The sequence below is a fragment of the Bradyrhizobium sp. WYCCWR 12699 genome, from assembly GCF_032144035.1.
Taxonomy (GTDB): Bacteria; Pseudomonadota; Alphaproteobacteria; order Rhizobiales; family Xanthobacteraceae; genus Bradyrhizobium.
Genome location: NZ_JAVTJN010000032.1, coordinates 766792 through 788272, shown reverse-complemented (window position 1 = coordinate 788272; position 21481 = coordinate 766792). Strand labels below are relative to the sequence as shown.

The window sequence follows — 21481 nt, the reverse complement described above, 5'->3', positions numbered from 1 at the left end:
GGGAGCACTCTGCAGGCCGCGCGGTTGCCGCTGGCTTGTCTTGTCCATCATTTTTGCTGCCGCGGTCGCGGCACCGCCAGCATACGCACAGGACGGCAAAAGCTCCTCCGGCGATCCGGGGCCGGTCTTTTCCGAGAGCGGCCCCGATGCCGAACTCTATGGCGCGGCTCAGGGTTACCCGGTCGGCACGCGGGGCGGCGCCCCCCAGATCGACAAGCTGGTCGGGGTCTACAGCCATTTCGACGAGCTATACCGCTCGCGCGCGATCGGTCGCGCGGCGGCGCCATGGCAATTCAAGCGCGCGCCGGAGCCGTCGATTGCCTACAGTTTCGGTAACGAGCGACTGAGCATCGCGGACTACCTCAAGCGCAACCCGGCGACGGGACTTCTGATCGCCAGGGACGACACCATCCTGTACGAGCACTATCAATATGCGCGGACCGACCGCGATCGCTTTGTCTCGCAATCCATGGCGAAGACGCTGGTGGCCATGCTGGTCGGCATCGCGGTCTCGGAGGGACGGATCAAGTCGATCGACGACCTCGTCTCGACCTACGTCCCCGGTCTTGCAGGGACGGAATATGGAAACACGTCCATCCGCGCCTTGCTGAACATGTCGTCGGGCGTCGAATTCTCGGAAGTCTACGATGGCAACGACGACATCGCCCGGCTTGGGCGGGCGCTGTTCGTCGATGAGCCGAAGGACCCCGCGGCAATCGTCGCGCAATTCAACACCCGAAGCGCGCCGCCGGGCACCAAATGGCACTATGCAAGCGTTGAAACCGAGATCCTCGGCATGGTCCTGCGCGCCGCCACGGGCACGCCGGTTGCCGACTATCTTCACGACCGGATCTGGGACCCCATCGGCGCAGAGGCCGATGCGTCTTGGGCGATCGACGGCAGCGGGCAGGAGATTGCCTTTTGCTGCTTCAACGCGACCTTGCGCGATTATGCGCGCCTGGCCCGGTTGCTCGCACATGACGGCGCCTGGGAAGGCCGCCAATTGATCCCCCGGCAATGGCTGCTCGATGCCACGACCGTCAGACCAGGCGATGGCCATCTCGCGCCGGGCGTCGCCACATCCTATTTCGGCTACGGCTATCAGGTCTGGCTGCTGCCCGGTGAGCCGCGCAGATTTGCGCTGCTCGGCATCCGCGGTCAGGTCATCCTCGTCGATCCAGCCTCCAAGCTCGTCATGGTGCACACCGCCGTTCGCCAGAAGCCGTCCGAGCCGGGCGCCCTCAGGGAGCCGCTCGCATTGTGGTTCGCCGTGCTTCAGCAGCTCGGACAATGAGGGCCTGACGTCGCCGTAAAATATTTGCGAGGACCATGTCGGCTCGGACGGGGGGCGATCGTCCTTGGGTCACAGATCCCGGAAACTGCCTCGGATGGCCCGGCACGCGGGATGTGATGTCGCACCTCGACTGCAGGAATGAACTGGAGCAATGCCCATGAGGATCACCGTCGAAACCAGCGTCGCCGCCCCAATCGACCAGGTCTGGCAGGCCTATACGACGCCTGCCGATATCGTGAAGTGGAATGCGGCGTCCGACGATTGGCACACGACCAGGGCGACGGTCGATTTGCGCGAAGGCGGCGCCTTCTCGTCGCGGATGGAAGCCAAGGACGGCAGCATGGGCTTCGACTTCGCCGGCACCTACACCAAGATCGTCGAGCACAAGCGGATCGAATACGCTTTCGGCGATCGCAAGGCCGAGGTGGAGTTCGTGCCCGGTCCGAACGGCGTTGTCGTCCGCGTCGCGTTCGATGGCGAAACCACGCACTCGGAGGAGCAGCAGCGCGGCGGCTGGCAGGCGATCCTCGACAATTTCGCACGGTACGTCGCGGCGAAGAAGGCGTGATCGATCAGGGATCGCGACCAACAACCCTCAAGGCGCCGCTTGCGCTGTGGCTCGCCGTGCTTCAACAGCTCGCACAATGATGATCCGCCGGACGCCTTGGCCGGCGGACGTCGCGCTTCACTTGGTCTTGTCACCCATGTGGTGCGGCGCGGACGAGTTGGGTCCGCCGGTGTAATGATGTCCGCCCGACGCAGCTTTCGTTGAGCGGCCGGTCGTCTCTTTCTTGCCCATGTGGTGCGGGACCTCGGTCTTCGGGCCGCCGCTGTAGTGATGGCCGTTCTGCTCTTTGTCGGTCGATTGGGCCATCGCGGGAGCGGCCAGCAGGGACACGACGCCGATGGTGGCGAGGAGCATTTTGGTGGTCATGTTCAAATCTCCGGACCTTGCGGAAGTTTGATCTCAGCCGTCCGCCCCATGCCGGCTTTGATACATGTCAAGAGGCTCCGCCGCGCGGCCAGAGAGTCGTTGATCTACCTCAACAGCGATGGCAGCGGCCCTCCTATGCTGCAACGATCATAGGAGCGTGCCGATGTCCGTAGCGCACGATGCCCGGGATGGAGAGCGCCTGCAGTCGGATATGTCGACCAAAGCCAAGGCTGGCCTGGTTCTGGCCGGCTTCCTCGTCATCGCCGGCATACTTTTGTTCACCGAGCACAGGGCTCATGTTCTCGGACTGTTTGTCTGGCTGCCGCTCTTGGCCTGTCCCCTGATGCACTTCTTTATGCACGGACACGGTCACCACCACCACGGCGGCGGCCGGCCGAACGATCCCGGGAGCGTGTGATGCACGACACGGCGGCCGCCTATGGTCTGTGGAGCCTCGTCATCGTCAACTCGGCGGTGTTCATCCTGTTCGCCTACAGCTTCTTCAAGCCGCAGACGTCGCGCGACTGGCGTTCGTTCGGCGCCTTCAGCGCCTTTCTGGTAGCGCTGTTCGTGGAGATGTACGGCTTCCCGCTGACCATCTACTTCCTGTCCGGCTGGCTGCAGTCACGCTACCCGAACATCGACTGGTTCTCGCACGACGCCGGCCACCTGCTCGAGATGATGTTCGGCTGGAAGACCAATCCGCACGGGGGTCCGTTCCACATTCTGAGCTTCATCTTCATCGGTGCAGGGTTCATCCTGATCTCAGCGGCCTGGAGGGTGTGGTACGACGCGCAGCAGATCCGCAGCCTCGCAACCACCGGGCCTTACAGCTACGTCCGGCATCCGCAATATGTCGGCTTCATCCTGGTGATGCTCGGCTTCGTGTTGCAATGGCCCACTATCCTCACGCTGGCGATGTTTCCGGTCTTGACCGTCATGTACGTGAAGCTCGCCAGGGACGAGCAGAGGGATGCCAGGGTGGAATTCGGCGAGGCCTATGCGAAGTACGCTGCTGATGTCCCCGGTTTCATACCGCGCCTGAGCCGAATCCTCCGACAGGGCTCGGCCGGCATCTATCGTCGCGGCTGATTCCGGACGATCAGCTCACAGGAGTCGGTCCGTGAAGCACTTTGCCAATGCAAGGAGGTGCACCCATCAGGAGAGACAGCGCGCAAGAGTGAAACCGATTGCGACCATACCGCCCGCTTTGATGAAGCGCGATCTCCGGATCGACCTGTTCCGTGGGTTTTCCCTGTGGTGGATCTTCATCAATCACATCCCAGAAAGCTATCTGAACAGGTTCACGCCCAAGAATTTCGGCTTCAGCGACGCGGCAGAGATTCTCGTGTTCTTGTCGGGCTTGGCGTCCGGTATCGTCTACGGCGACCTGTTTCGCCGCTCCGGCTTTGGGGTTGCGAGCTTACGCATGCTGAGGCGTTCGTGCGAGATCTATATCGCGCAAATCCTGACGGTCGTCCTGTTGCTGGCGGAAGTGTCCTACATCGCGACATGGCAGCCCGACATGTTCGATCACGCCAACCTGGCCATCCTGCTGCAACAGCCCGGAGAAACACTACTTCAGGCGGCCATGCTGCGCTATTCTCCGGTCAACCTGGACCCTCTGTTGTTGATGGTCATCCTGCACTTCGCGCTCGTCCTGATCCTGCCGCTCGCGATAGGCGCCTGGCCGCTGGCGTTGACCGGATCCGTTGCTATCTACGTTCTCGCCCATCTGTTTGACTGGTACATTCCGGCCTATCCAAAAGGGCAACTCTATTTCAATCCGCTGAACTGGCAGTTGCTGTTCGTCATCGGCGTCTGGTGGGGTGCGAACCGCGGCGATTGGCAGCTTGCTATTCTCAAATCCCGGGCGCTTGCCGTGCTGGCGGCGAGCTTCGTCCTGTTCTCGTTCGTGATCACCTTGGGCTGGCAGATCCACGCCATTGAAGATTACGTGCCGGGATGGTTGTCGCGGCTGATCTATCCGATCGACAAGACCAATCTCGACGTCTTGCGGCTGTTGCATTTTGTCGCGCTTGCACTGCTCTGTTGGCGCCTTCTGCCGAGCAATGCCGCCATTTTGAAGACCAGAGCACTGCTTCCGCTGATCAGATGCGGCGAATACTCGCTTGCGACCTATTGTATCGGTGTCTTGCTGTCCTTTGCGGCTCATGCGGTGCTCAGCCTGGGCTGGAGCGGAATGGCATCGCAGACGGTGATCACGCTCGTGGGCCTCGGCCTGCTGAGCGCGATAGCGATATTGCTCGCCGCTATCGATCGCGGCGTGCTTCCTAACCTTCGGCCGTTGTAATTTTGAACGCGAATGCGCAGGCAAATTCCATGAGAGATGCCGTATTCACCGCGAAGGGATTGACCAAGACCTACGTCTCCGGCGAGGTGGTGGTGCATGCCCTCAACGAGGTCGATCTCGACATCGCCGAGAAGGAGGTCGTCGTGTTGCTCGGCCCTTCCGGCAGCGGCAAGACGACGTTGCTCAACATCATGGGCGGTCTCGACCGGCCGTCCAGCGGCAGGCTGTTGTTCCGAGATCTCGATCTGACCAATCTCGGAGATCGTGAGCTGACGAAGTACCGACGCGACCATGTCGGCTTCGTCTTCCAGTTCTACAATCTGGTGCCGAGCCTCACGGCTTTCGAAAACGTCGCGCTGGTCACCGAGGTCGCGAAGAACCCGATGCGGCCGGCCGAGGCCCTTGCACTCGTCGGGCTCGAAGAGCGGATGCATCACTTTCCTGCGCAACTGTCGGGCGGCGAGCAACAGCGCGTCGCCATCGCGCGCGCGATCGCCAAGCGCCCGGCGGTGCTGCTGTGCGACGAGCCGACGGGAGCATTGGACTCGAAGACCGGCATTCGCGTCATCGAGGCGTTGCTTGGCGTCAACCGTCAGCTCGGCACGACCACCGTGATCATCACGCACAACGCCGGCATCCAAGAGGTCGCCGATCGCGTGCTGTTCTTTGCCGACGGCCGGATCTCCCGCATCCGCAACAACGAAAGCCGGCGGCAAGCCGCCGAGCTCACTTGGTGACGGCATGACAGCGCTCGACATCAAGCTGTTCCGGGACGTCAGGCGGCTCTGGGCGCAGGTGCTCGCCGTCGCGCTGGTGGTCGGTGGCGGCGTCGCGACGCTCGTGCTCGCGGTCGGCTCGCACCGATCGCTGGAGGAGACCAGGATCGCGTATTACGAACGCTACGGCTTTGCCGACGTCTTCGCCCAAGCGAAGCGGGCACCCAAGGCGCTCGCCGGCAGGATCGGCGAAATACCCGGCGTCGCTGCGGTCGATACCCGCATCGCCAAGCCGGCGCTGCTCGACATTCCCGGCTTCTCCGAGCCGGCCAGCGCCCATTTCGTATCGCTGCCCGACAACGGCGAGCCGCACCTCAATCGGCTCTATGTGCGATCAGGGCGACTTCCCGAGCCGGGGCGGACGGAGGAAGTGATCGTCAACGAGCCGTTCGCCCGCGCCCACGGCTTTGCGGAAGGTGCGCGGTTCTCGGCCATTCTGAACGGCAAGAAGCGCGAGCTGGTCATCGTCGGTACGGCGCTGTCGCCCGAGTTCGTCTACACCGTCGCCCCCGGCGACCTGATGCCGGATGATCGCCGCTACGCCATCGTCTGGATGTCGGAAAAGGCGCTCGCCGGTGTCTACGATCTCGACGGCGCATTCTCGGCCGTGTCGGTCAAGCTGCAGCCGGGCGCTTCCGAGCGCGAGGTGATCGCTCGGCTCGACGCCTTGCTCGATCCCTTTGGCGGGCAGGCGGCCCACGGCCGCAAGGATCAGACCTCGCACGCCTGGCTCGATCATGAGCTCGACATGCTCAACAACATGAGCCGCACGCTGCCGCCGATTTTCCTGCTGGTGGCCGCATTCCTGGTCAATCTCACCCTGACCCGCCTGGTCGCGCTCGAACGCGAGCAGATCGGTCTCCTGAAGGCGTTGGGCTATGCGGAAGGCAGCATCGTGCTGCACTATTTCAAGTTCGTCGCCCTGATCGTCGCGCTCGGCATCATCATCGGGGGCATCGCCGGCACCTGGCTCGGCTTGCGCGTCACCGCGCTGTTCGGGGACTTCTTCCACTTCCCGTTCCTGGTGTTCGCGAAGGCTCCGGATCTGTACGTCACCGCGGGCGCGCTTAGCGCGGCCGCTGCGTCCGTCGGCGCGTTCCGGGCGCTGCGCGAAGTGGTAAAGCTACCGCCGGCCGTCGCCATGCAACCGCCGGCCCCGCCGGTCTACCGGCGGCTGCTGCCGGCGAGCATCGAGCTCGACCAGATCGTGTCGCAGCCGACGCTGATGATGATCCGCAACATCGCGCGGCACCCGGTCCGCGCCGCGTTTACGGCGCTTGGGATGGCGCTGGCGACCGCCATCCTGGTCGTCTCGTTGTTCACGCGAGACTCGATGGAGCACCTGATCGACGTAACCTACTTCCTCGCGGACCGGCAGGACGCGACCATTGGCTTCGCCGAAAAGCGGATCGAGAACGTGGTGCAGCAAGTGAATCGGCTGCCGGGCGTTCTTGCGGCCGAGCCATTCCGCGAGGTGCCTGTCCGGATCCGCCATGGCAACGTCGAACGGCGCATTGCGATCAGCGGCCGGCCCGCGGGTGCCGATCTCCGGCGCATCATCGACGCCGACCTCCGGCCCGTCGTGCTTCCGGAGACGGGCCTCGCGATCTCCAGCATGCTCGGTCAGATTCTCGGGGTGGGAGCCGGCGACACCGTCGAGCTCGATCTGCTCGAGGGAGCCCGGCGCACCGTGACGATGCCGATCGTGGCCACCGTCGAGGACTACTTCGGCATCCGGGGAATGATGGACATCGAGGCGCTTCGGAAGCTGATGCGCGAGGCGCCCGTCGTGAACAGCGTGAATCTCAGCCTCGACCAGACCCGCAAGGAGGACTTCTACGCCGCAGTGAAGTCCATGCCGACGGTCGGCGGCGTGGCGCTGCAGCGCGTGTCGTTGGCAAATTTCCGCAAGACCGTGGCGCTGATCGTCACCACAATGGCGAGCATCTACACCGGGCTCGCCGCCGTGATTGCGTTCGGCGTCGTTTACAACAACGCCAGGATTTCGCTCTCCGAACGCGCGCGCGAACTGGCCAGCCTGCGGGTGCTTGGCTTCACGCGCGGCGAAGTCCTGCGGATATTGCTGCTGGAGCTCGCCATCCTGACGCTGATCGCGCAGCCGCCCGGTTGGCTGATGGGATATGGGCTGGCGTGGGTCATGAAGACGAACCTCGCCGGCGAACTGATGCGCGTTCGCCTCGTCGTCGAACATTCGACCTACGTGGTTGCCACCGCCGTGGTGGTTCTGGCCGCCATCGCCTCAGCTTTCGTCATTCGCGAGCGAATCGACAGACTGGACCTCGTCGCGGTCCTCAAGACGCGGGATTAGCCATGCCGGGAAACTGGACCAAACGTATCATCGGTGCCGCGGCCTTGGGGGCGATCGCGGCAGGACTGGCCTGGTTCGCCTGGCCGCGGCCGGTCCTGGTGGATCTCGCAACGATCGCGAAGGGGCCGATAGAAGTCACGGCCGACGACGACGGCAAGACCCACGTTCGCCACGTCTACACCGTGTCGGCGCCGATCGCCGGCAAAGTGCTGAGGATTTCGCATCCGCTCGGCGAGCACGGGCCCTCGCTCCACGTCGGCGACGAGGTCGCAGCCAACCAGACCGTCATCGCCCTGATGCAGCCGACGCTGCCGGGCTTCATCGACGTTCGCTCGCGCGACCAGCTCCAGGCCGAAGTCCTGGCTGCGGATGCTGCCATCCAGCAACAGGAAGCCGAGGTGAAGCGGATCGAAGCCGCGCTGGACTTTGCTCGGACCGAATTCCAGAGGGCGCAGACGTTGCTGCGTACGCAATCCGTTTCCGCTCAGGCGTTCGATAAGGCGAAGTTCGAAGTCGCCACCAACGAGGCCGCCTTGGCGAGCGCGAAGGCTCAGATCGACATGCGTCGCGCGGTGCGCACCAGTCTGGCCGCGCGTCTGATGGACCCCGCCAACGCCGCCTCGTCGGCGGAGCCGACATGCTGCGTCCGGGTGCTTGCGCCGGCGAGCGGACGGGTGCTCAGGATCATTCAGGACAGCGAGGCCACCGTTGCGCCCGGGGCGCCGCTGATCGACATCGGGCATCCCACCGATCTCGAGGTCGTCGCCGACTTGCTCTCGACGGACGCCGTCCAAATCAAGGTTGGCGCGCCGGTCCGGATCGACGGCTGGGGCGGACAGCCCATCAAGGGCAAGGTGGTACGCGTGGACCCCGCCGGCTTCCTGAAAGTCTCCGCGCTCGGCATCGAGGAGCAGCGGGTCCGCGTGACCATCGACTTCAGCGATCCGCCCGAAGCGTGGGCCTCACTCGGACACGACTATCGTGTGGTCGTTCACGTCACCACCTGGAGTGCACAAGACGCCTTGACCGTGCCGGTGAGCGCCTTGTTCCGGAAAGGCGACCAATGGGCTGTCTTTGTCGACGAAAACGGTCGCGCCAAGACGACTCTCGTTAAGATCGGCCACCGCAACAACCGCGTCGCCGAGATCGTCTCTGGCCTCGCCGCCGGTGCCAGGGTCGTGCTGCATCCGAGCGACCGGATCAGCGATGGGGTCAGGATCGCGCAGAGGGGTGAAGATTAGGCGGTCCCTATCCAACGCTATTCGATGGTCGCATCATGCCCCTGTTTTGCCCGACGGGGCAATCCGGCTTCGTAAAGCAATCGAAAAAACCCAATGCCGCCAAGGGGGCGGCTACTGTGCATGGGGTTGTTTTCGTGTTTTTTGTTTGGCCGGGTACTGAGGTCGGGCCGGCGCGTCGCCAGCCCCGCCTCAGCTATCCACCTTCAGCGCGGCAATGAAAGCTTCCTGCGGGATGTCGACCTTGCCGAACTGCCGCATCTTCTTCTTGCCTTCCTTCTGCTTCTCCAGAAGCTTGCGCTTGCGCGTGATGTCGCCGCCGTAGCATTTCGCGGTGACGTCCTTGCGCAGCGCGCGCACCGTCTCGCGCGCGATCACCTTGCCGCCGATCGCCGCCTGGATCGGGATCTGGAACATGTGCGGCGGGATCAGCTCCTTCATCTTCTCGACCATGGCGCGGCCGCGCCCTTCCGCGCGGGTGCGATGCACGAGCATGGAGAGCGCATCGACCGGCTCGGCATTGACGAGGATCTGCATCTTGACGAGATCGGCCGGCTTGTAGTCGGTCAGATGATAGTCGAACGAGGCATAGCCCTTGGAGACCGACTTCAGGCGGTCGTAGAAGTCGAACACGACCTCGTTGAGCGGCAGATCGTATTTCACCATTGCGCGGGAGCCGACATAAGTGAGCTCCTTCTGCGAGCCGCGGCGGTCCTGGCACAGCTTCAACACGCTGCCGAGATATTCGTCCGGCGTCATGATCGTCGCCTCGATCCAGGGCTCCTGGATCTCCTCGATCTTGACCACGTCGGGCATGTCGACGGGATTGTGGATCTCGAGCTCGGTGCCGTCGGTGAGCTTCATCTTGTAGATGACGCTCGGCGCGGTCGCGATCAAATTGAGGTCGAACTCGCGCGACAGCCGCTCCTGGATGATCTCGAGGTGCAGAAGTCCGAGGAAGCCGCAGCGGAAGCCGAAGCCGAGCGCGGCCGACGTTTCCATCTCGAAGGAGAAGCTGGCGTCGTTGAGCCGCAGCTTGCCCATCGCCGCGCGCAGCGTCTCGAAGTCGTCGGCGTCGACCGGGAACAGGCCGCAGAACACGACGGGGATCGCCGGCTTGAAGCCCGGCAGCATCTCGGTGACCGGCTTCCTGTCGTCGGTGATGGTGTCGCCGACGCGGGTGTCGGCGACTTCCTTGATTGCGGCGGTGATGAAGCCGATCTCGCCGGGGCCGAGCTCGTCGACTTGCTGCATCTTCGGCGTGAAGAAGCCGACGCGCTCGACGTCGTAGGCAGCGCCGGTGCCCATCATGCGCACGCGGCTGCCCTTCTTCATGACGCCGTCGACGACGCGGATGAGAACGACGACGCCGAGATAGACGTCATACCAGCTGTCGACCAGCAGCGCCTTCAAGGTCGCGTCGCGGTCGCCCTTCGGCGGCGGCAGGCGGGTGACGATGGCTTCCAGCACGTCTGGGATGCCGAGACCGGTCTTGGCCGAGATCATCACCGCGTCGGAAGCGTCGATACCGATGACGTCCTCGATCTGCTGCCTGATCTTCTCGGGCTCGGCCGCGGGCAGGTCGACCTTGTTCAGGACCGGGACGATCTCGTGATTGTTGTCGAGCGCCTGGTAGACGTTGGCGAGCGTCTGCGCCTCGACGCCCTGGCTGGCGTCGACCACCAGCAGGGAACCCTCGCAGGCCGCCAGCGACCGCGAGACTTCGTAGGCGAAGTCGACATGGCCGGGCGTGTCCATCAGGTTGAAGATGTAGTCCTTGCCGTCCTTGGCGCGGTAGGCGAGGCGCACCGTCTGCGCCTTGATCGTGATGCCGCGCTCGCGCTCGATGTCCATGGAATCGAGCACCTGCTCCTTGCCCGCCATTTCGCGGTCGGAGAGGCCGCCGGTCATCTGGATCAGGCGGTCGGCCAGCGTCGATTTGCCATGGTCGATATGGGCGACGATGGAGAAATTGCGGATGTTCGAAATGGGGACGGTCGTCATGGGCGCGGGATACCACTCACATCCCCGTGCGGCAACCATATTGCTGTAATTTCAGGGCCTTTGTTCACGCCAAGCTGATTCCACCATCGCCCAAAACGCGCTAGGCAACGGCCTATGTCGACCACGTCTCTCCCCACCGCCAAGGCACGTCCCAAGGCACGCGCGAAAACCCGCCTGAGCTTCGACCGCTTCCGGGCCTGGCTGGTCGCCTGCGCAATCCGCCCCGAGGCGAGATTGTGGCTGGTGATTGAGCTCGCCATCCTGCATGCGGTGCTCTGGACCTTCATCCTGATCAATCTCAAGGCCGCGCAGGACGTTCACATGGACGTCGCGGAAGCCTGGGGCTGGGGCCAGAAATTCCTCTGGGGTTACGGCAAGCATCCGCCGCTGTCGGGCTGGGTCGCCGGCCTCTGGTTCACGGCGTTCCCGGCGACGGATTGGGCGACCTACGCGCTGGCGATGGCGACCGTCGGCCTCGGCATGGTGATCTGCTGGCTGGTGGCCTTGCGCGTCGTGGATGCGCGGCGCGCGTTCCTGGCCGTGGTGATGGTCGCGCTCTATCCGATCTTCAACTTCAAGGGCTTCAAGTACAATCCGGACCTGCTGCAGCTCGTCACGCTGCCGCTGCTCGTGCTCGCCTATCTCAACGCGTTCGAGAAGCGCAGCTGGCAATCGGGCCTCTGGCTCGGCCTTGCCGGCGCGCTGGCGCTGATGACCAAATATTGGGTGCTGACCATGATCGGCGCCATCGGCCTTGCCGCGCTGATCCATCCGGAGCGGCTGAAATTCCTCGCCTCGCCGGCGCCGTGGGTGGCGATCGCGACGATGGTCGCGGCGATGATCCCGCACATCGTCTGGCTGGCGGAGGCGCATTTCGTGCCGCTGACCTATGCCGGCGACACCTACAGTCTCCATGACGACCGTCTTCTGCATCAGCTCGTGGCCGGCTATGCCCTGCATAACATTGCGCTGCTGGCGTTGCCGGTGGCGCTCGCCGCGCTGGCGATGGCGTGGGTGCCGCCGTGGTTCAAGCTGCTGCTGCGCGCGCCCTCGCGCATCGTCACGCGCGCCTGGGCGCGCGGCGCCAATCCGGGCGTCAACCTTTCGCAGGCGCTGAATGTCTGGATCGTGCAGGTCATCGTTGCGGTCGGCCCGCCGCTCGGTGCACTCGCCTTCAGCATCTACATGAAGACGGATTGGGGCATCTCGCTGTTTTTCCTGGTGCCCTTGGCACTGGTCGCGATTCCGGCGCTGCGGGTGCAGAGCGCAGTGTTGTTCAACATCACCGCGATCTGGCTCGTGCTCAGCGTCGCGACGCTCGCCGCCTCGCCCTGGATCGCCGCGCGCGAGATGGCGGCCAATGCCGGCAACGCGCAGATCTACGGCGCGCGCTCGGAGCTCGCGCGCCAATTGACGCAAGCCTGGCACAGCCGCTTCGCCTCGCGCTGGGCCGTCGTTGCCGGCACGATGGAGCAGATCCAGCCGCTGGTCTTCTACAGTCCTGATCATCCGTCGGCATTGCTGCCGCTGGAGGCCTGGGATTCCGGATTGACCTCGCGCGACGATGCCAAGAAGTACGGCTTCATCGGCGTGTTCGATCCGACCGACGGCCGTCTGCCTGCATTCGAGAAATGGGTGTCGGAGACCGCGCCCAACGCCGAGCGCATCGTGATGACGACCCGCCGCTTTACCCACGGCAAAGCCGGCCCGTCGATGAGCTGGAACATCTACATCGCGCCGCCGGGGAAGTGAGGTTGTCGTCGTTCCGGGGCACGCCAAGCGTGAACGGGTTCGATGCTGCGCATCGACCCGGAATGACAACGGGCAGCTAAATCCCTTCCTCGTTGAACTTGCTTTCAACGAGCTCGGTGATCGCCGCGAGCGCGGCCTCGGCGTCGGTGCCGGCGGCGGCGACGGTGATGGTGGTGCCAGGTCCCGCGGCGAGCATCATCAAGCCCATGATCGAGGTGCCGCCCACGGTCTCGCCGCCGCGCGTCACCCAGACTTGCGCGTCGAAGCGCTCGACGGCCTGGACGAACTTCGCCGAGGCGCGCGCATGCAGGCCGCGCTTGTTGATGATCAGGAGATCCTTGGAGATCGCGCCCGCGGGCACGCCTGTCCCCGCTTGTGGCGCGTCGTCGCTCATTTGCCGGCGAGCACCCGGCTGGCGATGGTGACGTATTTGCGGCCCGCTTCCTGGGCCATCGCGATCGCGTCCGGCAGGGGACGCTCCTCGCGGACCTTGGCGAGCTTCACCAGCATGGGAAGGTTGATGCCTGCGAGCACTTCGACCTTGGGCCGGCTCATGCAGGATATTGCAAGGTTCGACGGTGTGCCGCCGAACATGTCGGTGAGGATCGCAACGCCATCGCCGGAATCGACGCGGTTAACCGCCTCGATGATGTCGCTTCGACAGAGATCGGAATCATCTTCGGCGCCGATCGTGATCGCTTCGATTTGCTTTTGTGGGCCCATGACATGTTCAAGCGCTGCCTTGAATTCGTCGGCAAGGCGCCCGTGGGTCACAAGTACTAGACCAATCATCGGAAAACTCCTCGCGGGCGCTTTTGGTGCACCGCACGAACGCGCCACTTTGACCATCCAGAGCCCCTGCGCAAGAGGGGATGTTGCGTATCTCCCTGAATCTAGACGGATGGATGAGGGGAGCTGCGCCGGTCTATTCGGTCGCGATAGTGGGGTTCATATGGTTACCATTTCCCTTCAAACAATCGCCTGAAGGGTTAACGGAAGATGAACTCTTGGTAGTGGTCAAGGCCGCAACAACCAGGGGGAGGGGTGAAGTGTCGCGGCCGACAGGGATTCGCGGTATTTCGACACCGGAAATGCTGATTTTTAGGGATTCCGGCGGCGGCAGGCGCTCGGCGTCCGCGGCGTCGAGATCGACCACGAGACCGACGGTCGCATGCTCCACGAAGTCGCAGCGGCGGATCCCGAGACCCCGGATCTCGATCAGGCCCTCAAGACGGGGCGCGGGGCGGACCTCAATTTCATCGCCGACTGTCGCCAGATGGACACGGTCATCCCCGACCAGAACGGCCCTGTCGACCACGCCCGAACGTCCCGCCATGATCAAATCAAAGGCAAGGCGCGACTTGCCGGAGCCCGAGGGCCCGCGGATCAGCACCGCCAGAGGCCCGACCTTGACCGCGGTGGCGTGCACGCTGGGCGCGCCATCGTTCAAGCTGCCTTCGTTCAAGCTACCTTGGCTCATAGCGCCGGCAGTCTCACCACGAAGCGCGCGCCGGCAACTGTGGGCACGCCCTCGTCATCCGGCGGGCCGGCGCGATTCTCGGCCCAGATCCGTCCGCCATGGGCGTCGATGATCTGCTTGGAGATCGAGAGGCCGAGGCCGGAGTTCTGGCCAAAGCCCTGATGCGGACGATCGGTGTAGAAGCGCTCGAAGATGCGCTCCAGCGCGTCGTCGCGAATGCCGGGGCCGTCGTCGTCGACCACGATCTCGATCTCTCCGCGCACACGGCGGCAGGTGAGGCGCACCTTGTTGCCGCGCTCGGAAAACGACTGCGCGTTGGAGAGCAGGTTGGAGACCACCTGCCCAAGCCGTGAATCGTGGCCGGTCACGGCGAAGGTGTCGGTCGGGCTGCGGCCTTCGAAGCGGGTCTCGACCGCGACGTCGTGGCCGAGCTTGGTTTCATTGGCAACGGACACCAGTGTCGTCAGCAGGCGGCGCAGATCGACCGGGATCGCATCCTGGCGCTGCAATTCGGCATCGAGGCGGCTGGCGTCGGAGATGTCGGAGATCAGGCGGTCGAGCCGCTTGACGTCGTGCTCGATAACCTCGAGCAGGCGGGCGCGGCTGTTTTCGTTGCGGGCCAGCGGCAGCGTCTCGACCGCCGAGCGCAGCGAGGTCAGCGGGTTCTTCAGCTCATGCGCAACGTCGGCGGCGAACATCTCGATCGCCTCGATGCGGCTGTAGAGCGCGCTCGTCATGTCGCGCAATGCGCCCGAGAGATGGCCGATCTCGTCGCGGCGGCGGGTGAAATCGGGAATCTCGATGCGGGCCTTGATGCGGCGGCGGACGCGCTCGGCGCTGTCGGCGAGCCGGCGCACGGGCCCGGCGATCGTGCTCGCGAGCAGCAGCGACAGCATGATCATGACGGTGGCGGCGACGCCGCCGACCTTCAGGATGGCGAGGCGCTCGGCGGTGACCATCTGGTCGATGTCGTCGCCTTGCGTCGACAGCATCAAGGCGCCATGGATCGCGCGCGAGCGCAGCACGGGGACCGCGACCGAGACGATCACCTCGCCGCGCACATTGACCCGCACCATCGAGCGCTTCTGGCCCTGCAGCGCATCGCTCACCTCCGCATAGCCGTTGCCGTTCTCGGGCCCGAGCTCGCGATAGAGCGGCAGGTCGCCGCGGTTCAGCCAGGTGCGCACCGCGACCATGCCGCGTTCGACGATGCCGGGCTTTTCGGCCGGCGGCGGCAGATTGTAGCGCAGTACGTTTTCGAGGTTGCGGCTGTCGACCAGCAGGCTGCCGTTCGGATCGTAGATGCGGGCCCGCGTCTTGGTCGGCGAGATCAGCGTGCGCAGCACCGGCGCGACCCGCTCCGGATTGATCGGGAAGTCCAGCGGCGAATATTCGTCCGAGCCGCCATAGGTCTCGCCCGGCTTGAGGTCGAGCAGCCGGTCGGGATCGATGGTGATGGCGTTGGTCTGCACCGTGGCCGAGGCCGCGATCGCGCCGGCGATGATCTCGGCCTGTACCAACAGGCTCTGCGCCCGCGCGTCGATCAGGCCGGCGCGGAATTGCGACAGATAGAGGATGCTGGCGACCAGCGCGACGAGGCCGGCAAGGTTGAGCGAGACGATACGGCGGGTCAGGCTGGAGAAGGACAGCGCGAAGAAGAACTGACCGGCGCGCTTCAGCCAGTTCAGCGGCCGGAAGCCCTGCGGCTTGTCTTCGGCAAATTGCTGCTGAACGCCGTCGGATGTGACATCCCCGGCGCTCCGGTTTGGATCAGGCTGCGTTCGGTCCAGCAATGCTTACGCCTGCGTTAGGACAGCTCTTTGAGGGTCCCTGCATCCTAGAGCATGATCCGGAAAAGTGTGCAGCGGTTTTCCGAAGGATCATGCTCAAGAAATAATCCAACGTGCGATGATCTCATCGCGCTTGGAGCAATCCCGGTCCCGATGGAACGAGAACCGGAGATGCTCGTAAGTGTTTTGCGAAGGCGCCCGCCGCCTCAGGCTTCCTTGAAACGGTAGCCGACGCCGTAGAGCGTCTCGATCATCTCGAACTCGTTGTCGACCACCTTGAACTTCTTGCGCAGCCGCTTGATGTGGCTGTCGATGGTGCGGTCGTCGACATAGACCTGGTCGTCATAGGCGGCGTCCATCAGCGCGTTGCGGCTCTTCACCACGCCGGGACGGGTCGCCAGCGCCTGCAGGATCAGGAATTCGGTGACGGTCAGCGTCACCGGCTCGTTCTTCCAGGTGCAGGTATGCCGTTCCGGATCCATGCGCAGCAGGCCGCGGTCGAGCGCCTTGGCGTCGTTCTCCTTCGGCGCGACGGTCGGGTCCTTCGGTGCCGAGCGGCGCAGCACCGCCTTGACGCGCTCGACCAAAAGGCGCTGCGAGAACGGTTTGCGGATGAAGTCGTCGGCGCCCATCTTGAGGCCGAACAGCTCGTCGATCTCCTCGTCCTTGGAGGTCAGGAAGATCACCGGCAGGTCGGACTTCTGCCTGAGGCGGCGCAGCGTCTCCATGCCGTCCATGCGCGGCATCTTGATGTCGAGGATGGCGAGGTCGGGCTGGGTGGTACGGAAACCGTCAAGCGCGCTGGCGCCGTCGGTGTAGGTCATGATGCGGTAGCCTTCGGCTTCCAGCGCGATCGAGACGGATGTGAGAATGTTGCGGTCGTCGTCGACCAAAGCGATTGTGGGCATGAGCCTCTGCTTTCTGCTGTCCGTTTGGGTCGTGGCTTGAAACGGCGAGCAATCCACTGATGCGCCGCATACATGGGTGCCGAAGTCGGCGTTCGAACCTTGTCACCGAGCAATGCAAGCTGGGCTGAAGTGTGACCAAGTTCCACGAAATGCAGCAGATTCGCCGCATGTCGACCCATAACCAGGCCCCCGTTTACCCGAAAAAAGGCCCCCCTTGCAACCACCTGAGCCGAGAAAGCCGATGCAACCGACCCCTGATTTCGACCCCTCAAAGCTCGCCAAATCCCTGCTGCGGCGATCGCGGCAGGGGGCGCTGGCAACCCTGATGGCCGGCAGCGGCGACCCCTATTGTTCCCTGGTCAATCTGGCCAGCCACCCCGACGGCTCGCCCATTTTGCTGATCTCGGGCCTTGCCGTGCACACCAGGAACATCCTGGCGGACAGCCGGGTCTCGCTGATGCTGGACGAGCGAGCGGCAGGCGATCCGCTGGAAGGCGCGCGAATCATGCTGTCCGGCCGGGCGGAGCAGGCGGATTCAGAAAGGAAACTGCTGCAGCGGCGGTATCTCAATGCCCATCCGTCTGCGGAAGGCTTTGTTTCTTTTAAGGATTTCTCCTTTTTCCGGATCCGCCCCACGGGAACCCATCTGGTCGCCGGTTTCGGCAGGATCGTCGACCTCAAGCCCGAGCGATTCCTCACGGACCTCACCGGCGCCGAGGATCTGCTGGCGGCGGAGGAGGGCGCTGTCGACCACATGAATGCCGACCATCGCGAGGCCATGGGCCTCTACGCGACCAAGCTGCTGGGCGCGGCCGCGGGCGACTGGCGCTGCACCGGCTGCGATCCTGATGGTCTCGACATGCAGGACGGCCAGATCGCGCTGCGGCTCGACTTTCCGGAGCGGGTCACGGACGGCACCTCGCTGCGCAAGATGCTGGTGCGTCTCGCTGGCGAAGCGCGCGGCAAGGTGGGCGACTAGGGCGTGTACTCCCGAAATCGAGGTCGGCTCTGAGCGCCGAGCGGAAGTTTTCTGATTGGGTGGAGCAGTACTGCTGATGACCCGGACCGGAAGTCGCAGCGCTCGCAACATGTGACGCCGTCATTCGCCATGTGGACGGGACTGCGCGAGAGCGCCGTTAAACGCGCGACCGTTCCTGTCATCCGCTCCGCCGGAGCCGCGCTGCAATTGTCTGCGACAGGCGGCAAACTGACGTGCCAACGTTAGCGCGTATCCGCTGATGCGGACTGAACGGACCCGGCGCCCACAAGATCTCGTTTGGCTCGCTTATGGTCCGCAGCTCTCGGCGCTTGTTATCCAGGAGAATGTTTCTTGGCAGGCAATTATCTCAGCCACAGCTTGAGCGGAACCGCCTGACGATCGGGGCATTTCATGGTGCCCGTATAGGAGCCTGACAGTCGTCCACTGTAGGTGCATTCGACGCCGGCAACCGAGAATGTCGCGTTCAATTGGGATGATGAGTCCGATACCTGAAAACGCATTTCACCGGTCTTCTCCTCCGGGCCATCCTGAGTGCACACCCCGATGTGCTTCATCGTTAATGGCCCGGAGTATTCCTTCGTGTGGCCGGAAACCGTTTCGGTGACGGTGGCGGTCAACTCCCACTCGCCCAAATGGCCAGAATATCCTACGACCTGAAGCGATTGAGCGCTGGCCGGGCTCGCAAGGATGCCCAGAACGATCGGCAGAAGGGCTGCTCTCACGGTGTGTTTCATGGCTTTCGCCGGCTTCTCAGCGCTTCGTCAGGAACGCACGCGCCTCGGCAAGCTCGATCCGGGTGCTATCGGCAGCATCGGCGATCGCAACGACCTGGCCGTAGTAGTCCCGGGCCTTGGCGGAGTCACCGGACTTTTCTGCGGCCTTGGCCGCGCCCACATAGGCGCCGAGTCGGTTTGGCTCCTTCCTCAGGGTTGCCTCAAAGGCGGCAAGTGCTTCATTGGCATTGCCGCTCTCGAGCAGCATGGCTCCATAGAGTTCGCGCGCCGGTCTGAGCACGCCTGGCGTCACTGGATGCTTCTCGGTCTTGTCCTCGGCATCAGCAGCGGCACTCATCGCCTTCAGCGCATCGTCGCGGTTGCCTTCGGCGTAGAGCAGCCAGGCGGTGGCGACCTGCCGCTGAATGTCGACTTGTTGCGACCAATATGCGTCCTTGGCATCGCGCAACTTATCGCGCAGCTCAGCGAGCTTTGCGATGTCAGCCTTGGCGGCTTCAGGATTGCCCGACCGGGCTGCGCCTAGCGCTCGCGCGAAATGAGTGATCGCCTGGACGTGAGCCAGCGGACTAGGGCGAACCTGAAGCGCCGCCGCAGCCTTCCAATCGCCGCGCTCCACTGCGTAGCGTGCCGGCGAAGCTGCCAGCGCGTATGGCCCGGCGATGAAAGTCTCGGTGAAGCCGGTGACCGCGTTCATGTCGTCGATAATGGCTGCGGCTTTCTCATCCTGCCCAAGTTGTAGATAGGCGTAGACCAAATAATCCATAGCGTGCAGCTGATCATGGCCCTCGTTGTCCGCGCTGGCGACACGCGATGATTCGACGTTGGAGGCAATCGACTCCTTCCAGTAACCGACGCGCGTAAAGATGTGTGATGGCATGTGCTGGGCATGAGCTGACGCTGGCGCGACCTTGGCGTAGCGTCGGGCGGCATCAAGGCCTTTCTCGGCGATCGGCGGATAATCGTAAAGGTGAATCAAGTAATGCGCCACGCCAGGATGTTGCGGCTGGCGTATTGCGATCGGCTCTAGGATTGCCGCGCCCTTGAGCTGGTTGGCGTAGGTTTTGTCGGCCGGCGAAGCCGAGGTGTTTAGGGCAAGCGCATAGTAGATCTGCACTTCGTCATCATTGGGGTAGCGCTGTGCTAATTGCTCCATGGCCTTGGCGTAAGCTTGCATGCGCGTACGGTGATCGACCTTGTCGTAGTCGGCATACATAACGCCCAGCGCATCGAGGTAGTCGCGCTCGCGCTGAGTCTTGGCGCCGACACTCTTTCCTTTCGCGATTATGGCCCCGCCCTCGGCGAGGTTCTTCGCAGGCGTCGGCACATGCGGATTCCACAACAGGCTGAGCGCGATGCCCCAATAGGCAATGCCGCATTCGGGATCGGCCTTAAGTGCATCTTCGAAAACCTTTTGCGAGGCGCGGTACCAGAACGAGTGCTGGTACAACATTCCCTGGCTAAAAAGCTTCTGCGCTTCCGGTTTGCACGATGTTTCGAAATTCACCGTACCGAGCTTGTCGTCCGATTGTCCCATTGCTGGTTGCGGGAGCGAAAGTCCAGCCGCCGCTATGGCGGCAACCGCGAATGATTTGTTTTTCATGATCCAGCTCCATGGCAGCATTCGAATTCCAACAGAGCGAACTGAAAGGTTATGCCGATTTCATGAGGCCAGCTACCCTTTTCTACCTGGCACTCTCCATGTCTACTTGGACTCCAAGGCATGTCAGCGAGATTTACGCTTGTTGTGCTCAGAAGCCGAGACGATCAAGACCGATATTAGCGCCTCCGCCGCGCCACGTCCGAAGGTGGCCCATCAGCGAAGTCGCGCCTCATCTAATGGAGGTCCGCTCATTGGTGCTCGGCGGACTAGATTTGCTCAACCTGAGTTCTTCGCATTCTGACCCATAAGCGACATGGAAGGATTGAAAGTCTTGCCATACAATGTCCCGTGGGCAGCGGTTGCTCAGGACGGCCCGGCGCAGATTGCATCACCAGGAGCCGATCAATGACATTGATTGACGAACGGCTTCTCGAAAGCAAGATGACCCAGATCGAGCAGGCCCGCAGTTGGAGCCCGCGGGTCATCTCCAAGTTCGAAACGCTGATCCGTAGCGGTGACGAGGTCAGCCTGTACCGTGCCAATCCGCTGGCGTTCGCCCGCGATCGCAGCGTGGCTGAGCCGGAGTCGATCGATCTATTTCTTCACGCCGCTCGTGTCGGGCTGGTCGACATGCATTGGGACATTCTCTGCCCCCACTCGGGCCTGGTGCTGGAGAGTTTTGGGAGGCTCCGTGCGCTTCGGAGCCATTTTGTCTGCGGGCTGTGCGATATCGAGGGCGAGACGGAGCTGGACGACTTCATCGAGGTTTCCTTCTCCGTCTCGCCGCAAGTCCGACCCCTCGCTTTGTATGACATCGATAATCTTTCGATTGAAGATCTGCACTGGAAGCTCATGTTCGCCAACAGCGGGCGTCTGCCTGGCGGACAAACCCGATTTGTCGATTTCCTGCGCGGCCTCCTCCGCGGAATGACTTATCTGCCATCCGGCCTGACGACGACGCTGCAGGCCGAGATCGAGCCGGGCGCACTCTCCGGCGTCAACGTCCAGACGCAGGCGGGCTTCATGCTTCCGGTCGTGCTCGCTCCCTCTGCCGAGCAGGTTCCGAAGACTCAAACGGTCGTTCGCATCGCCTATGACGGGCAACGGTTCACGCCAGCTGTTTCGGCCCTCCCTTCGGGCCCCGTGCTCTTCGAGATCAGCAACACCGGTCCCAGGCGCGGTTCGCTGCTCCTGATCAACTGGCCGCCTGAAATCCTAGCGATGCCTGAAAAGCCGACGCTCCAATTCGATCCCTACGTCTCGGGTGGCATGCTGCTGACGCGCCAGACGTTCCGCAAGCTCTTCCGTTCGGAGCGCGTCGATGAAGC

The 21481-nt window shown here is 63.4% G+C and carries 20 protein-coding genes; 11 read left to right on the top strand and 9 right to left on the bottom strand.

Translation table 11 applies throughout. The features are described 5' to 3' along the window. The first annotated feature begins 40 nt into the window (after positions 1-40). Positions 41-1294 (top strand): serine hydrolase domain-containing protein, encoded by a 1254-nt coding sequence (locus RPS27_RS18545; protein WP_249131570.1) that lies wholly within the window; start codon positions 41-43, stop codon positions 1292-1294. 157 nt (positions 1295-1451) lie between these two features. Then, entirely contained in the window at positions 1452-1862 is a 411-nt protein-coding gene (locus RPS27_RS18540) for an SRPBCC family protein (protein WP_212065829.1), read from the top strand. Positions 1863-1979: 117 nt separating this feature from the next. Here the strand turns inward: RPS27_RS18540 and RPS27_RS18535 are convergent, their stop codons facing one another. Then, complete coding sequence (locus tag RPS27_RS18535) at positions 1980-2228, bottom strand: hypothetical protein (RefSeq protein WP_212065830.1); 249 nt, start codon at positions 2226-2228, stop codon at positions 1980-1982. Positions 2229-2391: 163 nt separating this feature from the next. On the opposite strand from RPS27_RS18535, the gene RPS27_RS18530 reads away from it, so the two are divergent. The 6 genes from RPS27_RS18530 to RPS27_RS18505 are packed head-to-tail and all read left to right on the top strand — an operon-like array spanning position 2392 to position 8888. Continuing rightward, on the top strand, positions 2392-2646 hold the full coding sequence (locus RPS27_RS18530) for a DUF2933 domain-containing protein (protein ID WP_259215411.1): 255 nt from the start codon (positions 2392-2394) through the stop codon (positions 2644-2646). Then, on the top strand, positions 2646-3320 hold the full coding sequence (locus RPS27_RS18525) for a methyltransferase family protein (RefSeq protein ID WP_212065832.1): 675 nt from the start codon (positions 2646-2648) through the stop codon (positions 3318-3320). Before RPS27_RS18530 ends, RPS27_RS18525 begins: the two co-directional genes overlap by 1 nt. A 31-nt stretch (positions 3321-3351) precedes the next feature. Continuing rightward, positions 3352-4542, top strand: coding sequence for an OpgC family protein (locus tag RPS27_RS18520; protein ID WP_259215414.1), 1191 nt, complete (start codon positions 3352-3354; stop codon positions 4540-4542). A gap of 29 nt (positions 4543-4571) precedes the next feature. Next, positions 4572-5279, top strand: a complete 708-nt coding sequence (locus tag RPS27_RS18515) for an ABC transporter ATP-binding protein (protein ID WP_211418780.1) — start codon at positions 4572-4574, stop codon at positions 5277-5279. Positions 5280-5283: 4 nt separating this feature from the next. Continuing rightward, the gene (locus RPS27_RS18510; RefSeq protein ID WP_211418779.1) at positions 5284-7647 is read left to right on the top strand and encodes an ABC transporter permease; all 2364 of its coding nucleotides are present in this window, start codon (positions 5284-5286) and stop codon (positions 7645-7647) included. A 2-nt stretch (positions 7648-7649) separates the two neighbouring features. After that, positions 7650-8888, top strand: a complete 1239-nt coding sequence (locus RPS27_RS18505) for an efflux RND transporter periplasmic adaptor subunit (protein ID WP_211418778.1) — start codon at positions 7650-7652, stop codon at positions 8886-8888. 189 nt (positions 8889-9077) lie between these two features. On the opposite strand, the gene lepA is transcribed toward RPS27_RS18505, so the two are convergent. Then, positions 9078-10889, bottom strand: coding sequence for a translation elongation factor 4 (lepA, locus tag RPS27_RS18500; protein ID WP_194405732.1), 1812 nt, complete (start codon positions 10887-10889; stop codon positions 9078-9080). Positions 10890-11003: 114 nt separating this feature from the next. Between lepA and RPS27_RS18495 the strand changes: the two genes are divergently transcribed. Then, positions 11004-12641: a glycosyltransferase family 39 protein gene (locus tag RPS27_RS18495; protein ID WP_212065834.1), complete on the top strand. Its 1638-nt coding sequence runs from the start codon at positions 11004-11006 to the stop codon at positions 12639-12641. A 76-nt stretch (positions 12642-12717) separates the two neighbouring features. Here RPS27_RS18495 and RPS27_RS18490 read toward each other — a convergent pair whose 3' ends face one another. The 5 genes from RPS27_RS18490 to RPS27_RS18470 form a co-directional block, all read right to left on the bottom strand. After that, positions 12718-13035, bottom strand: a complete 318-nt coding sequence (locus tag RPS27_RS18490) for an HPr family phosphocarrier protein (RefSeq protein ID WP_097657200.1) — start codon at positions 13033-13035, stop codon at positions 12718-12720. After that, positions 13032-13433, bottom strand: coding sequence for a PTS sugar transporter subunit IIA (locus RPS27_RS18485; RefSeq protein WP_007597752.1), 402 nt, complete (start codon positions 13431-13433; stop codon positions 13032-13034). The genes RPS27_RS18490 and RPS27_RS18485 overlap by 4 nt, the downstream gene beginning before the upstream one ends. Positions 13434-13566: 133 nt before the next feature. Continuing rightward, positions 13567-14091 (bottom strand): HPr kinase/phosphorylase, encoded by a 525-nt coding sequence (locus RPS27_RS18480; protein ID WP_212065989.1) that lies wholly within the window; start codon positions 14089-14091, stop codon positions 13567-13569. A gap of 26 nt (positions 14092-14117) precedes the next feature. Then, positions 14118-15914 carry a sensor histidine kinase gene (locus RPS27_RS18475; protein WP_212065835.1) on the bottom strand — a complete coding sequence of 599 codons (1797 nt, stop codon included), beginning with the start codon at positions 15912-15914 and terminating at the stop codon, positions 14118-14120. Between the two features lie 203 nt (positions 15915-16117). Then, positions 16118-16819, bottom strand: coding sequence for a response regulator transcription factor (locus tag RPS27_RS18470; RefSeq protein WP_008542552.1), 702 nt, complete (start codon positions 16817-16819; stop codon positions 16118-16120). 241 nt (positions 16820-17060) lie between these two features. Here RPS27_RS18470 and RPS27_RS18465 point away from each other — a divergent pair, with 241 nt between their 5' ends. After that, positions 17061-17798: a HugZ family protein gene (locus tag RPS27_RS18465; RefSeq protein ID WP_212065836.1), complete on the top strand. Its 738-nt coding sequence runs from the start codon at positions 17061-17063 to the stop codon at positions 17796-17798. Positions 17799-18160: 362 nt separating this feature from the next. Here RPS27_RS18465 and RPS27_RS18460 read toward each other — a convergent pair whose 3' ends face one another. Next, positions 18161-18553 carry a hypothetical protein gene (locus tag RPS27_RS18460; RefSeq protein WP_212065837.1) on the bottom strand — a complete coding sequence of 131 codons (393 nt, stop codon included), beginning with the start codon at positions 18551-18553 and terminating at the stop codon, positions 18161-18163. A 16-nt stretch (positions 18554-18569) separates the two neighbouring features. Continuing rightward, positions 18570-20153: a hypothetical protein gene (locus tag RPS27_RS18455; protein WP_212065838.1), complete on the bottom strand. Its 1584-nt coding sequence runs from the start codon at positions 20151-20153 to the stop codon at positions 18570-18572. A 405-nt stretch (positions 20154-20558) separates the two neighbouring features. On the opposite strand from RPS27_RS18455, the gene RPS27_RS18450 reads away from it, so the two are divergent. Then, positions 20559-21481: DUF5939 domain-containing protein (locus tag RPS27_RS18450; RefSeq protein WP_313754152.1), on the top strand; the 923-nt coding region annotated here is incomplete at its 3' end.

What these genes read in the sequence shown, in the direction of transcription:
- RPS27_RS18540 (WP_212065829.1), top strand. Translation starts at nt 1,452, where the DNA reads ATGAGGATCACCGTCGAAACCAGCGTCGCCGCCCCAATCGACCAGGTC.
- RPS27_RS18535 (WP_212065830.1), bottom strand. Translation starts at nt 2,228, where the DNA reads ATGACCACCAAAATGCTCCTCGCCACCATCGGCGTCGTGTCCCTGCTG.
- RPS27_RS18530 (WP_259215411.1), top strand. Translation starts at nt 2,392, where the DNA reads ATGTCCGTAGCGCACGATGCCCGGGATGGAGAGCGCCTGCAGTCGGAT.
- RPS27_RS18525 (WP_212065832.1), top strand. Translation starts at nt 2,646, where the DNA reads ATGCACGACACGGCGGCCGCCTATGGTCTGTGGAGCCTCGTCATCGTC.
- RPS27_RS18515 (WP_211418780.1), top strand. Translation starts at nt 4,572, where the DNA reads ATGAGAGATGCCGTATTCACCGCGAAGGGATTGACCAAGACCTACGTC.
- RPS27_RS18510 (WP_211418779.1), top strand. Translation starts at nt 5,284, where the DNA reads ATGACAGCGCTCGACATCAAGCTGTTCCGGGACGTCAGGCGGCTCTGG.
- RPS27_RS18505 (WP_211418778.1), top strand. Translation starts at nt 7,650, where the DNA reads ATGCCGGGAAACTGGACCAAACGTATCATCGGTGCCGCGGCCTTGGGG.
- lepA (WP_194405732.1), bottom strand. Translation starts at nt 10,889, where the DNA reads ATGACGACCGTCCCCATTTCGAACATCCGCAATTTCTCCATCGTCGCC.
- RPS27_RS18495 (WP_212065834.1), top strand. Translation starts at nt 11,004, where the DNA reads ATGTCGACCACGTCTCTCCCCACCGCCAAGGCACGTCCCAAGGCACGC.
- RPS27_RS18490 (WP_097657200.1), bottom strand. Translation starts at nt 13,035, where the DNA reads ATGAGCGACGACGCGCCACAAGCGGGGACAGGCGTGCCCGCGGGCGCG.
- RPS27_RS18485 (WP_007597752.1), bottom strand. Translation starts at nt 13,433, where the DNA reads ATGATTGGTCTAGTACTTGTGACCCACGGGCGCCTTGCCGACGAATTC.
- RPS27_RS18470 (WP_008542552.1), bottom strand. Translation starts at nt 16,819, where the DNA reads ATGCCCACAATCGCTTTGGTCGACGACGACCGCAACATTCTCACATCC.
- RPS27_RS18465 (WP_212065836.1), top strand. Translation starts at nt 17,061, where the DNA reads ATGCAACCGACCCCTGATTTCGACCCCTCAAAGCTCGCCAAATCCCTG.
- RPS27_RS18460 (WP_212065837.1), bottom strand. Translation starts at nt 18,553, where the DNA reads ATGAAACACACCGTGAGAGCAGCCCTTCTGCCGATCGTTCTGGGCATC.
- RPS27_RS18455 (WP_212065838.1), bottom strand. Translation starts at nt 20,153, where the DNA reads ATGAAAAACAAATCATTCGCGGTTGCCGCCATAGCGGCGGCTGGACTT.